This is a genomic window from Martinezella paranaensis, from assembly GCF_014200235.1.
Classification (GTDB): Bacteria; Pseudomonadota; Alphaproteobacteria; order Rhizobiales; family Rhizobiaceae; genus Rhizobium; species Rhizobium paranaense.
On the sequence record NZ_JACHBI010000022.1, the window covers coordinates 25,929 to 38,374 of the forward strand.

A 12,446-nucleotide genomic window follows, 5' to 3' on the forward strand; every position below is an offset into this window, starting at 1 on the left:
AACTCGAGCGTCGCCGTCATCTGGATGTTCTCGAATTCCTCGGTTCAAACAGCGGTGTCGGTGGAGAGCCGCGCGCTATTCTGGAATCGTTTCTGCACGGTTGGCGCTTCACGCCTGGTGTCCAGGGAACCCAAACATATTCGCGAGGTAGAGGAAGTCGGAGTGGAACGCCGGAAGATGATCGGGATTGATCGACGCACCGCAGAGACGATCGCATTCGACAAAGCGACCAGAACCGGCTCCTTCCTGTTTCACGCGCATGACCGGCATTCTTGCCAGGTGACGGTGACAAGAAGAAGTATTCTGACCGCCGCCTTGCCGCCGCGCGACGGAGCGCTTCGATTTCTGGAGTGCATGGATGTGTTTGCGGCGATCGCTTCGGAAAAGCTTTTGCAACTCGGAGCAATTCCAGCCCTGAGGATCACCGCCGAAGACGTAAGATTATGGCAGCGGCTTGGTGGCAGGATGGCAACGAACAGACAAGATAAGCCTCACCCGGGCCAGCGGCAAAAGCAACTCTAGCATTCGGCGCCGCGATCAGTGCGAAAAGCGCGCACGAGCCTCGCGCTCGCAAATCTCTTGAACCGCCATTTCCTCATCGCTGCGAGCCAGGCTGCGAAGGATGAGCTTCAAAAGCTCCCATTCCGTAACCGAATTTCGATTAAACCACGAGGAGCCGGCAATCCTGGTATGAATCTGTTGCACCGCCGCGGCTTGCTGTGGATTTAGATTGATCAAGGCTCTACCTGCAACTTTCGAGATATTGACGTGGTCCCGCCCTCCTCATCCAAGAGCGGGCCACAGTGGGCATGCCTTCAAGAGGGTCGAAAACCGAGCATGGCCTAATATGCAACCAACCGGACTTCCCGTCCTTGACCTAACTCAAAATGCTGATCGATGGCTTCCCATGCGACGACGTCTCACTCTAAAGATCGTCCAGGAAAAGTGCCGTAGAGAAATAGCTGATGCCGATGGTGCTCGCGAAAAGGTAGACGAACATTCCGAACGCTATGTAGCGCTCCGGAGCAACGAGCGATGAAGCGACTGGTGAGACACCGTTCGTCCATATTATCAGGCCGACCACGGTGCCAATCGCAAACCCGATCAAAAGCCGAGTAAGCATGAATGAAATCAAGCGAGGCATGGAAACATCCTCCAATCGATTTCAACGGACAAGCGGGAGGCTGGTTCCATCCCAATATGACTTTGATCAATTACCGTCCATGTATCGTGTGCCAATAGAAGCGAGCAAACTTCGGAACCCCGTAAATGGATCTTCTACATTTCTTTATCGCCGCCTTCGCTCTGCTGATCCTGCCCGGTCCAACGAACACAGTTCTCGCATTGTCGGCAGAGGGCCTGACGCCCTTGCGCTTCACCTCGCTTCTGGCGATCGTCGTCTCGGCCTATGCCGCCGTGGTGATCGCCGTCTCCGGAATCGGGGGGCCATTGCTTCACGAGCATCCGGCCATCGCCCAGGGAGTCAAATTGTTGGCCGCGACATGGGTCCTCTATTTGGCATTCAAGCTCTGGGCACCCAATACCGCCAATGCGCCGGTCGCTATTGGCCGAAAGCAACTGTTTGTGACCACCTTGCTGAACCCGAAGGCAATCATCATCGGCCTCACCATGATGCCCTCACCTGCAGGCGCGATTTCGCCGGCCGCCCTCGGGGTCTTCGTGCCGACCGTGATTGCGACTTCGAGCGTCTGGCTGACAGTCGGACGACTCGTCGTTGGTCGCTCTACGGGAATGCCCAGAATTGCACGCCGGCTCGGCGCCGCCATTCTGGTCATGTTCTCCATTACGCTGACCGTAAGCGCTATATCCTAGGGATGTGGCTAAGATGGTTGCCGTCGCCAGGTAGAAATACGGCCTGTCTGGAGCAATTTGGCCCTGGTAGCCTTAGGATCGCCGCATGTTCTCGGGCTTACTGCACAGAAGCCTTTCGAACGGCCTTATTCAAGATTAGCGGCAGGATACCGCCAGCTCGGAGGATCTCGACCTCGGCAGTGGTCTCGATCGCCGCAGTCGCAACGAGGTTCGTTTCTAGCCCATCCTTCCGCTTCACGACGACCTTTATCTCGCAACGCGGATCGATGTGAGCCGGATCAGCGGTGATCACAATAAGGTCACCTGACTTAAGCGCGAGTTCGTCTGGACCAAAGCCTTCCGGCAGCCGCAGCGGCAGGACGCCCATGCCTATCAGGTTCCACCTGTGGATCCGCTCGAAGCTCAGGGCGAGAACTGCCCTTGCCCCGAGCAAGGCAACTCCCTTCGCAGCCCAATCACGCGACGATCCCATGCCATATCGCTCGCCGGCGACGATGACGACGGATCGATCCTCTCCCGAATAGCGTTGAGCCGCCGCCCATAGGGACACGACTTCGCCCGAGGGAGCGTGGATGGTCGAGCCCGGCGATAGATCTGCGCCAAGCAAGTTGCGGACGGTCTTGTTGGTAAACAGGCCACGGACCATGGCTTCCCAATTGCCCCGGCGGGAGGCGAAGACGTTGAGATCGGTGGGGTTCTCTCCTCTTTCGATGAGATAGTGGCCAGCATCGCCCTTTGCTGAAATGGCACCGGCTGGAGAAATGTGGTCCGTCGTTATGTCGTCGCCGAGAACCAGTATCGGATGGGCTTCATACTGACCCAGCCGTGTCCCCTGGCCAAAACTCGCAAAGGGCGGCCGGCGAATATAGGTCGACGTCTCGTCCCACGGGAAAATGGTCGTGGTCGGCGCCCCCAGCTCCTGCCATGCCTTGCTGTCTTCGGCAGTCTCATAGGCGGGCGCGAAGTCGGCCATATCCGCCGCCCTTGCCAAGGACTCGTCGATCTCCGATGCCGCTGGCCACAGCATCGAAAGCGTAACCGGCCGTCCCTCGCGGGAGTGGCCGATGGGGTCTTTCAATATGTCGAGCTCGACGGTACCGGCCAATGCAAACGCGACGACCATCGGCGGAGATGCAAGGAAGCCAGCTTCAAGCTGAGGATGCACGCGGCCTGGGAAATTCCGATTTCCGGACAGCACCGCTACGGGGAGAATCCCACGCTCTGCCATCGCCTTTGCCACGGGCTCCGTCAACGGACCGGAATTGCCGATGCAGGTGGTACAGCCATAGCCGACAATCCCGAAGCCCACGGCCTCGAGATCTTCAAGCAGGCCGGCACGCTTGAGATAGCGTTCGGCGGTTGGGGATCCTGGCGCCAGGGAGGTCTTGACCCAATGCGGTGGACGCAGTCCGTAGGCGCGTGCCTTGCGCGCAAGAAGTCCAGCAGCGACCAGCAGCCGGGGATCGGAGGTATTGGTGCAGCTCGTGATCGCGGCGATCGCGACGGCACTGTTGTTCGGCTGCCCTTCGATCTCGATCGATACCTTCTTCATGTCGGCGATTGCTTGCGCCGTCGCGCTGACCGGAATGCGATCCTGGGGACGCCGGGGACCGGCAAGACTTGGCTCGATGCCTGCGAGATCGATTTCGAGAGTAGAGGTATATCGTGGCTCGCACGACGGATCGAACCAGATGCCCACGCGTCTGGCATAGTGCTCGACGAAATCGACATGATCCTCGCTTCGCCCTGTCGCCCTCAAATATTGCGTCGTGTGGCCATCGATCGGGAAATAGCCGCTGTTGCCGCCGAATTCCGGCGTCATATTGGCAACGACGGCGCGATCGCCGGCTGTCAGCGTCGAAACGCCCGGCCCGTAAAACTCGACGAACTTGTCCTGAAGATCGATCTGGCGCAGCAGATGCGTGACCACCAGCGCGAGATCGGTGGCAAGCACGCCGTCGCGCAGGCCGCCGGTCAGCCGTACGCCGACGACATCCGGCACGCGCAGCGTCACCGGCATGCCGAAGAAGACGCTTTCCGCCTCCAGGCCGCCGACGCCCCAGGCAAGCACGCCGATCCCGTTGATCATCGGGGTATGACTGTCCGTGCCGATCAGCGTATCGGGAACGGCCCACCGCCTGCCGTCTTTCTGCTGATCGGTCACGACCGTCGCTAGCCGCTCCAGATTGAGGGTATGCATGATGCCCGTCCCGGGAGGGTGGACCCTGAAGCCGGAAAGCGTATTGGTGGCCCATTTCATGAAGGTGTAGCGCTCGGCGTTGCGCTCATATTCGCGCTGCATGTTGCGCTCAAGCGAAGCCGAGCTTCCGAACGCATCGACGGCGACGGAGTGATCCGTCGAAACATCCACCGGCACCACGGGATTGAGCAGGGCCGGATTGCCGCCGGCCTCCGCCAATGCCGACCGCATGCCCGCAATATCCACCAGTGCCGGTCCACAGGTCGTGTCATGCATGAGGACGCGGTTCGGCAGGAAGGGGATTTCGACCTCGCTGCTGCATTCGTCGAGCCAGGCGGTGATCGCCGATTTGGCGCGTTCGGCATCGTCCCCTCCTGTCCGGAGCACATTCTCCAGCAGGATGCGATGGATATAGGGCATCCGCTCGAGGAGACCGTCCGCCACCTTCGGCAGATCGATGATGTCGTACTGGATACCGTTTACGTCGAATTTGCTGATCGTCGTCATGCTCTGAAACTCTGCCTTACGCCTTGGGCTGCCTGGCGCGCCCGATGTGGAATTGTCCGGACGGATCACTATCGCCTGCCGCCTCCGCATTGGAGACGCGCATGAACCAGGTCATCAGGAAGGACAGCAGCAAAAGTGCCGCGAGAAACATGAGGCCGCCAAGCGCGCTGCCCGTCCATGTCTTGGCAGCACCCATGGCGTAGGGACCGACGAAACCGCCGAGATTGCCGATGGAATTGATGGCGGCAATCGAGACGGCAGCGGTCGATCGGCTGAGGAAAAGACCAGGCAGCGACCAGAAGGGTGACTTGAAGGCAAAGATGCCGGCGAGTGCCACGGAAATGAGGGTAACTGCGATATAGGGATCGCGCGTCAGACCCGTGGCCGCGAGCGCGATGCCGGCAATCAGCAAGGGTACCGCGGTATGTTTCTGGCGCTCGCCAGTCCGATCAGAGCTGCGCGACCACAAAACCATGGCGACGGTGGCGACGGCATAAGGGATCATGGCGACGAGGCCGATCTGCAAATGGCTGAGATCGCTCCCGAAGTCCTGAATAATCTGCGGCATCCAGAGTCCGATACCGAGATTTCCAACCTGATAGATGAAATAGATGGCCGATAGGAACAGTACCTTCGGGTTCGAAATAGCCTGCCAGAGACCAAGATGTTTGACGTTCTTGCGGTTGGCATGATCGGCGGCAAGCTCCTTGGTCAGCCAGCTCCGCTCCTCTTCGGTCGGCCATTTCGCCTTTTCGGGGCGGTCCGTCATGTAGAAGTAGTTGAAGATGCCGGCGGCAACCGCAGGGACGCCCTCGAGGATCAGCATCCATCGCCATCCGGAAAGACCGAAGCCGCTGACATTGTCCATGATCCAGGTGCTGAGCGGCGCTCCCATCAAATAGGAAACCGGAATGGCGGCCGTGAAGAATGCCACCGTCGTCGCCTGCTCCTTCGAACGGAACCAGTAGGTCAGATAGATAATGATGCCGGGGAAAAAGCCGGCTTCGGCAACACCGAGAAGGAAGCGCAGCACATAAAGCTGCATGGCGGTCTGGGCAAAACCGGTCAGCGCGGCCACCGCACCCCAGGTCAGCAGGATGCGCGAAATCCAGATGCGCGATCCGTATCTCTGCAGGGCGATGTTGCTCGGCACCTCGAAGAGGAAATAGCCAATGAAGAAGACGCCGCCGGCAAAGCCGAAAGCTTCGGCAGACAGCGCCAGATCCTTGTTCATCTGCAATGCCGCGTAGCCGAGATTGGCGCGATCCAGATACGAGATGACATAAAGCAGAAACGTATAGGGGACGATCCTCCAGAAGACCTTCCGCATCGTCGTCTTTTCTAGCGCGCTTGTCGCTATATCGGTCATTGCTACCTCCCAGAAGCATTGATGGTGACCAGGAGACCCCGGAGCACATTTGGCCTATTTACATAATATAATTATAAAATGCAATTGCGACGATGAAGGCAGCGCGTTATGATTTTCGACATATCGTTCACGGAGAGTGTCGGAATGGCTGGAGAGAAGACGAGGATCGTCTATGTCGGCGCACGCACGACCAAGGCCCGCAATGCGCGCGGCAACGGGCTGAACGTCTATCGGCTGACGCAGGATTTGAGCTGGAAGCATCGGCAGCTGCTGGAGATGGAAAACCCCTCCTTCCTCGCCTTCGATCGGACAGGTCATTTCCTCTATGCGGTTCACGGCGATTCCGACCGCGTCAGCGCTTTCTCCATCGACCCGGCATCCGGGCACCTGACCTTCCTGAACGAGCAATCGACTAAAGGGCGCAACCCTGTGCATCTCTCATTCGATCCATCGAACCAATTCCTGATCGTCGCCAACCACGTCACCTCTTCGCTCGCCGTTCTCCGGCGCCAGGACGATGGGCGGCTTGGCCCAGTCGAGAACCTGACGACCGTCGACGGACAAATCGGCCCACATCGTGTGGAACAGCCTTTCGCCAAACCGCATCAGGTGGAGTTCGACCCTTCAGGAAACTGGATTGCCGTGCCGGACAAGGGACTGGATAAAATCCTCGTTTTCCGTTTGGACCGCGCCTTCGGTAAGCTGATCGAAGTGACATCCTGCCAGACCCGGGAAGGCGCTGGCCCGCGTCACATCGCCTTTCATCCCGAGGGACGGCTCGCCTACGTGATCCACGAGTTGGATTCGACCGTAGCCGCCTATCGCTTCGACCCAGCAACGGGAAGCATCGAACCTTTCCAGATCCTCTCGTCGCTCGCCGACAGCTTTACCGGCAACAGCCGTGGCGCAGAGATCGTGGTTTCCGCCGATGGCCGTTTCGTCTACGCCTCAAATCGCGGCAGCGACACAATCGCAGCCTTCTCGGTCGGCGAAGACGGCCACATGGCGCCCCTCGGCTCGTGGGCCACGGCGGGAAGGACGCCGCGCTTCTTTGCCATGCTCCCGGAAGGCCGGACGTTGCTGGTCGCGAATGAGGACACCGATACGATCACAGCCTGCAGCATCGACAAGGCAACCGGACATCTCTCGCCTGCATCGAGCACCCTTACCGTCGGCAGCCCCGTCTGTATCGTTTTCAAGGATCTGGATCAGACCTGAGGCGCCTTGATGCGGCTTGCTCCCATGATGTGGGTATAGAGAAACGCCGCCGCCTCGTTGCGGCGGCCGTCCTCCACCAGGTCGAGAATATGCAAATGCTCGGCCGTCTGTCTGGGCAGCCGGTTCCTGTCGATGGTGATGTGATATTCGATCAGCCGGCGAAGCCGATTTATGCGCTTGATCGCATCGAGGAAAAATTCGTTGCGTGAGCAGGCAACGAGCATTTCGTGAAATTCGTTGTTCGCCTTGAATATCTCGGCGCGGGACCAGGTCTGATAGCCGCCGTCGCCAAGCTCGGTCTGGACCTGACGAGCGTGCCTGAACCCTTCCGGGTCGGGCTCAAAACTCGGCAGCAGCATAGCCTGCTGCTCGATCACCGCCCGGAAAGCATAGCCGTCCTCGTAGCTCTGCCTTGACGTCAAGGTTTGACGAAAGGCCCAGCCATTGCCGGGCAGCCGCTCGACCCATCCCTCATCGGCAATTCGGTGCAAAACTTTCAGCAGCCGGCTTCGCGGCAAATCGTAAAGGCGCATCATTTCGCTTTCGCTGACGCGCTCGTCGAGTTTGCCCGAGAAGCGATCTTCGGCGATCCGGAAATAGATAGCTTCGTCAGCATCGCTATCTTTCGCGGTCTCCGATCTGAGTGCGTCGAGATTTTCACTGTCAACTGCCAGAAAATAACCGCGGTTCGGTTCGGCGCGCACGATGCCTCGGCTCTCAAGACTGCGCAGCGCGCTCATGATCGGCGCACGCGAGACGCGGAAAGTATCGGCCAGCATCTGAAGAGGCAGATGCTGGCCCTGACGTATGCCGTTCGTCTTCACGAACTCAATGATATTGCCGCTCATTTGCGGTGTGAGACTGCTTCTCGCCATGGATTCCGATCTGTCGCTTTTGTCCTTCTTCTAACACCACCCGCCGGATCAGGACAGCCTTCACGATGCCGACAACCATCGCATTTATTTCGCAGCCTTTGCGAGGCCGTCGTATAGGTCCCGAGAGATCCTTCTACTTGCCCCTGACGTTCTTGGCCGGCGCAGGCTGCATCAGCGAGAGTGATCCCTTCACCTCCGCGATCAGGATCAAACTTGGCCGCTCCTAAACCGCCCTTTGTTTAGCTTCCTTGAACAAAAGGCACAATTACATTTTATAACAATATTATGCCAACTCTGTGGAACGGATGAGACGGTCAATTTCGTTCCGAAAGGTTGCGGGCAGATGAACCAAATGCGTGGTACGCGGATCCGCTCAACCTATTCCACCCCCGTCGTTGCAGCCTTCTGCTCAGCATCGATGGCACGTTCCTCACCGGTAGCGATCATCGTTCGCGTCGCGTCTATCGAAGCATATGTCCAGAATATCCGCATGGCTTGGCTGTCGGATGCATTTATGAAGCGGTGAGGCACGTGTGCGGGTATCCAGGTCGTGTCATTCGTGCCGAGACGATGTTGCTGACCGTCGATTTCGACGATCGCTTCGCCATTCAGCACCATGACGCTCTCCTCGCAATTGTGCTTGTGAAGAGGGATTGAGGCGCCGGTTCAAACTCGGTGATGCCGTTGATCATGTCCGCCGACCCGCACTTTCGTGTGACAAGCGGGATGGTGCGGGCGCCTCCGCCCCGATCATTGGCCTTCATCTCCTTCGGCCGGAATATCGCTGCCTGAATGGGAACGTGTCGATCCATCCAATCCTCTATAACAAAGACTGCCGGCCCTGTGACGGAGGCCGACTAATAGGCGGCGAAAACAGCCTTCAATTCGGCCACATTCGCGTCGCTGAGAAACCTGGCCGGCGCGCCACGCAACAGTACAAGCAGTTTCGCTGTCTCTTCGAGTTCTTCTGCGGCATAAACAGCCGAGCAGATGTCCCTCCCCGTGACGACGGGGCCATGATTTTCGAGCAAGACCGCCGCATAGCGTCCGCCGAGCTCGCGAATCAAATGACCGGCCTTCTCATCTCCCGGTCGAATGTAGGGGATCAGCTTCACCTGCCCGACGCGCATTACGACATAGGGCGTCAATGGCGGAATGCAGTCGTCCGGGTTTGTGTCGTCCAGGCAGGACAATGCCGTCGCGAATGTCGAATGCAGGTGTACGACCGCACCAGTTTCGGGCCGCGTTTCATAGAAGGCGCTATGGAGAAAGATCTCCTTCGATGGCTTGTCGCCGGACACGTGTCGTCCGCCACGGCTGATCTTGCTGATCTGCGCCGGATCCAGAAAGCCGAGGCAAGAATTCGTCGGCGTCATCAATATGCCATCGTCCACGGCCGCGCTGATGTTTCCCGCCGATCCTACGGAAAAACCCCGTTCGTAAAGCGAACGGGACAGACGAACGATATCCTCGCGGACTTTGCTTTCGGAACTCATCGGCCAGACAACCTCTTCAATGCTTTGACGAAGAAGTCCGGCGAACCAAAATTTCCTGACTTCAGCGCGAGTGCGATGGGTTTTTCACCGTGTGAAAGCAGAACAGGCACTCCAGGATCGATTTCCTTCCCGATGGTCAAAGCGCCGAGATCCAGCGCCGATACTACCGCGCCCGATGTTTCGCCACCCGCCACCACCAAACGAGTGACGCCGGAGGCGACGAGTTTGCGGGCGGTTTCGGCAAATAGCCCGTCGAGTTTTTCCGCCACGATTTCCCGACCATATTTGGCTTGTATGTCCCGCACATCCTCAGGGGACGCCGAGGAATAGGCCAGCGGCTCTCTACCGTGATGTGACCGGATGAAGTCGACGATATCTTCCGACGTAGTTTCTCCGCTCATGACCTTGTCGATATCGATGGCGAATACCGGATGATCTGCCTTGTGCAGATCGATCTGACCTCTCGTCGCTCCGGAACAACTGCCCGCCAAGATCGCCTCGGGACCCCCGACGCCATTTGCCGCACCGAGATTTCCCTTGGCTAGGCCATGCTTGATGAAATTTTCCGGCAGTCCCAACGCAATTCCCGATCCTCCGGTGACGAGCCGATGGCTAAGCACAGCCGAACCGATGTTGACGAGATCCTCGTCCGAGATGGCATCGACGATGACCATGATGTTCTCGGAGGCTGCGAGGGCCGCCCGGATCGCCAGATCTCCCTGCCTGACGACACCGTGCGGGACCAATCCGACGGGCGCTTTGGCTTGGTAGCCCAGCCAACGGCGGAGGTCCGGGTCAGTCATTGGTGTCAATGGATGGTTTTGCAGACCGGACTCATTCAGAAGACGGTCCTGAACGAATAGATGTCCCATATAAACGGTTCGGCCTGCCCCCGGAAATGCCGGGCATGCGACGACGTTCCGCACGCCGAGAGCCGCGGCAAGCGCCTCTGCGACCGGCCCGATGTTCCCCTCCCTGGTCGAATCGAAGGTCGAGCAATATTTAAAGACAATCTGCTGGCATCCTTGGGCAAGCAGCCAGCCGAGTGCAGCAAGAGATTGGGTGACCGCCTCTTCGACTGGAATCGACCGGCTCTTCAGCGCGACCACACCCGCTTCGACATCCGGCGGCGACGGCTGCGTCGGGATGCCAAGAAATTGCGCGGTCCTCAGGCCGCCATGGGGTTGCAAGCCCTTGGCGATGGTATTTGCAATGTCGCTTGCGCCCGTGAAGTCGTCGGCAATCACACCTAGTAGCATTTAAATTCCTTTCCTCCGGCCAGATCAAAAGCCGTAGAGCTTGGCCGCGTTATCGACAAAAATCTTCTGGCGCGTTGTATCGTCGGACGCCCATTCAGCACTGAGATCCACGAGAAGCGCGTCGTCGGGCTTGCCGAATTTTCCCGGTGATGGGTGTGGCCAGTCGGAAGCCCAGAGCACCCTGTCCGGTGCCATCTTGAGATATGCGCGAGCCAGCGCTCCCATATCCTCGTAGGATGGCGGCCCCACCTTCGTGTCCTGGTAGATGCTCGAGAGCTTCACATAGGCTTTCCCCTTCTCCGGCATCGCGACAATGACCGCGAATGCGGGATGCCCGGTACCGGCGGGCTGGGGAATACGCCCCAGATGATCGAAGACGACAGTCACCGGCAATCGCGTCATAAGGTCGGCATTGGCAGCGATATCGTCTCCCTGCATGTGGAGCTGAATATGCCATCCGAGCTCGGCGACCGCCGGGACAAGGGTTCGATCATGTCGACGGTCGTTGCGCCTACGCGGCCGAGATTGAAGCGAATGCCGCGAACGCCAGCCTTGTCCAATTGCTTCAGCGTCTCGTCGGTTACCGACGTATCGACCACAGCAATCCCCCTTGCTCTTGCGCCGAGCTTTTCGAGAGCCGACGGCATGCATGAATTGTCGGTGCCATAGGTGGAGGGCTGCACGATGACGCTGCGCTCGAAGCCCAGCCTCTCGCGAAGTCTCAAATACGCATCCATGGTCGCGTCGGGCGGAATGAGGCTGGCATTCGGCGCAGCCGGAAAACGGCTGTCATAGATATGAAAATGAGCGTCGCAGCTATTTGCCGGCACCTTGAATTTCGGCCGCTCATTGCCTGCAGAAGGCGACATGGTCTCTTCGCTGCGAACGTCAAGCCCCGAGTAAAGAGCCGTAGCTCCTCCCAGCGCCCCGACAACGAACATACGTCTTCCCACCATCATGGGCATGGCCTCCTCATTCGTTTATACGGCGGAGCTTCCCAAGCTAAGCAAGGAGCTTCCGTAGCTTTGCGACAGCGGCATCCGGGCTGCCGAACACAGGAATTTTGGTGACGGCTTGCACGGGCTCAAGCGCGCGCGCCGTCGAGAAATGGGCGAGCATGATCGCGTCGAAGCCACGCAATCGGGCAGCGGCATTCGCGACCAGTCGGTTATGGGTTTCGACATCGCCACCGCGGATCGCTTCGATTGCGCCATCGACCAGGAAGCTTTTGATCGTGGCCGAGGGCTGCAGGCGCCTGGCTTCCTCCAGGAACTCCTCCTCCATGCCCTTGCGTGCGGGTGGAAAGGTATAGAGCATCGCAGTCCGTCCGCCCTGACTGATCGCGGCTTCGAACATTGCTTCATTTGGCTTGAGGACAGGAACGGGAAGTTCGGCGGCCGCCTTTTCGATCGCCTGCCCGAAGGCGGAGCAGGTAAACAGCACCGCATCGCTCCCCGCCTGGACGCCATAAGCGGCAAGTGCGGCGATCCGCTTCGTAAGCCCCTCCGTCAGTTCCGCAACCTTTGCCCGATCAGGAGACAGACTGTCTTCTAGAATATTGATCGTCTCCGCCTCAGGCCAGGCCGATACGAAACATGCATGGATCGGTTCCATGGCGATAGGTGTCGCATGAATGAGCGCGATGCGAGGAGCGGCAGGCATGATGACCTCTGACTTTCTGGCTATTTT

The 12,446-nt window shown here is 58.7% G+C and carries 10 protein-coding genes and 2 pseudogenes; 3 read left to right on the forward strand and 9 right to left on the reverse strand.

Annotation, left to right across the window (positions count from 1 at the left end; genetic code table 11):
• The first annotated feature begins 24 nt into the window (after window positions 1-24).
• Entirely contained in the window at window positions 25-522 is a 498-nt protein-coding gene (locus tag GGD50_RS30300) for a hypothetical protein (RefSeq protein WP_183940846.1), read from the forward strand.
• A gap of 403 nt (window positions 523-925) precedes the next feature.
• On the opposite strand, the gene GGD50_RS30305 is transcribed toward GGD50_RS30300, so the two are convergent.
• Window positions 926-1,144, reverse strand: coding sequence for a hypothetical protein (locus tag GGD50_RS30305; RefSeq protein ID WP_183940848.1), 219 nt, complete (start codon window positions 1,142-1,144; stop codon window positions 926-928).
• Window positions 1,145-1,269: 125 nt separating this feature from the next.
• Between GGD50_RS30305 and GGD50_RS30310 the strand changes: the two genes are divergently transcribed.
• A complete protein-coding gene (locus tag GGD50_RS30310; protein ID WP_183940850.1) occupies window positions 1,270-1,833 on the forward strand; it encodes a threonine transporter RhtB in 564 nt (187 codons plus the stop codon).
• A gap of 97 nt (window positions 1,834-1,930) precedes the next feature.
• Here the strand turns inward: GGD50_RS30310 and acnA are convergent, their stop codons facing one another.
• Both acnA and GGD50_RS30320 read right to left on the reverse strand, forming a co-directional pair.
• On the reverse strand, window positions 1,931-4,540 hold the full coding sequence (acnA, locus tag GGD50_RS30315; RefSeq protein ID WP_183940852.1) for an aconitate hydratase AcnA: 2,610 nt from the start codon (window positions 4,538-4,540) through the stop codon (window positions 1,931-1,933).
• 16 nt (window positions 4,541-4,556) lie between these two features.
• On the reverse strand, window positions 4,557-5,909 hold the full coding sequence (locus GGD50_RS30320; RefSeq protein WP_183940854.1) for an MFS transporter: 1,353 nt from the start codon (window positions 5,907-5,909) through the stop codon (window positions 4,557-4,559).
• Between the two features lie 144 nt (window positions 5,910-6,053).
• Here GGD50_RS30320 and GGD50_RS30325 point away from each other — a divergent pair, with 144 nt between their 5' ends.
• Window positions 6,054-7,127, forward strand: a complete 1,074-nt coding sequence (locus GGD50_RS30325) for a lactonase family protein (protein ID WP_183940856.1) — start codon at window positions 6,054-6,056, stop codon at window positions 7,125-7,127.
• Here the strand turns inward: GGD50_RS30325 and GGD50_RS30330 are convergent.
• From GGD50_RS30330 to GGD50_RS30355, 6 genes and pseudogenes are all read right to left on the reverse strand, one after another.
• Complete coding sequence (locus GGD50_RS30330; RefSeq protein WP_183940858.1) at window positions 7,118-8,002, reverse strand: GntR family transcriptional regulator; 885 nt, start codon at window positions 8,000-8,002, stop codon at window positions 7,118-7,120. The genes GGD50_RS30325 and GGD50_RS30330 overlap by 10 nt on opposite strands.
• 378 nt (window positions 8,003-8,380) lie before the next feature.
• Window positions 8,381-8,814: pseudogene (locus GGD50_RS30335) on the reverse strand (cupin domain-containing protein).
• A gap of 45 nt (window positions 8,815-8,859) precedes the next feature.
• Window positions 8,860-9,498: a 3-oxo-tetronate 4-phosphate decarboxylase gene (otnC, locus tag GGD50_RS30340; protein WP_183940860.1), complete on the reverse strand. Its 639-nt coding sequence runs from the start codon at window positions 9,496-9,498 to the stop codon at window positions 8,860-8,862.
• Window positions 9,495-10,757, reverse strand: coding sequence for a 3-oxo-tetronate kinase (gene otnK / locus GGD50_RS30345; RefSeq protein WP_183940862.1), 1,263 nt, complete (start codon window positions 10,755-10,757; stop codon window positions 9,495-9,497). The genes otnC and otnK overlap by 4 nt, the downstream gene beginning before the upstream one ends.
• A gap of 24 nt (window positions 10,758-10,781) precedes the next feature.
• Window positions 10,782-11,722 (reverse strand): annotated as a pseudogene (locus tag GGD50_RS30350) (amidohydrolase family protein).
• Window positions 11,723-11,759: 37 nt separating this feature from the next.
• Entirely contained in the window at window positions 11,760-12,419 is a 660-nt protein-coding gene (locus GGD50_RS30355; RefSeq protein WP_183940864.1) for an aspartate/glutamate racemase family protein, read from the reverse strand.
• Window positions 12,420-12,446 lie beyond the last annotated feature (27 nt).

Bases quoted from the DNA above. Each gene is read 5' to 3' on its own strand.
- otnK (WP_183940862.1), bottom strand. From the start codon at position 10,757: ATGCTACTAGGTGTGATTGCCGACGACTTCACGGGCGCAAGCGACATT.
- GGD50_RS30330 (WP_183940858.1), bottom strand. From the start codon at position 8,002: ATGGCGAGAAGCAGTCTCACACCGCAAATGAGCGGCAATATCATTGAG.
- otnC (WP_183940860.1), bottom strand. From the start codon at position 9,498: ATGAGTTCCGAAAGCAAAGTCCGCGAGGATATCGTTCGTCTGTCCCGT.
- GGD50_RS30355 (WP_183940864.1), bottom strand. From the start codon at position 12,419: ATGCCTGCCGCTCCTCGCATCGCGCTCATTCATGCGACACCTATCGCC.
- GGD50_RS30320 (WP_183940854.1), bottom strand. From the start codon at position 5,909: ATGACCGATATAGCGACAAGCGCGCTAGAAAAGACGACGATGCGGAAG.
- GGD50_RS30310 (WP_183940850.1), top strand. From the start codon at position 1,270: ATGGATCTTCTACATTTCTTTATCGCCGCCTTCGCTCTGCTGATCCTG.
- GGD50_RS30305 (WP_183940848.1), bottom strand. From the start codon at position 1,144: ATGCCTCGCTTGATTTCATTCATGCTTACTCGGCTTTTGATCGGGTTT.
- GGD50_RS30325 (WP_183940856.1), top strand. From the start codon at position 6,054: ATGGCTGGAGAGAAGACGAGGATCGTCTATGTCGGCGCACGCACGACC.
- acnA (WP_183940852.1), bottom strand. From the start codon at position 4,540: ATGACGACGATCAGCAAATTCGACGTAAACGGTATCCAGTACGACATC.
- GGD50_RS30300 (WP_183940846.1), top strand. From the start codon at position 25: ATGTTCTCGAATTCCTCGGTTCAAACAGCGGTGTCGGTGGAGAGCCGC.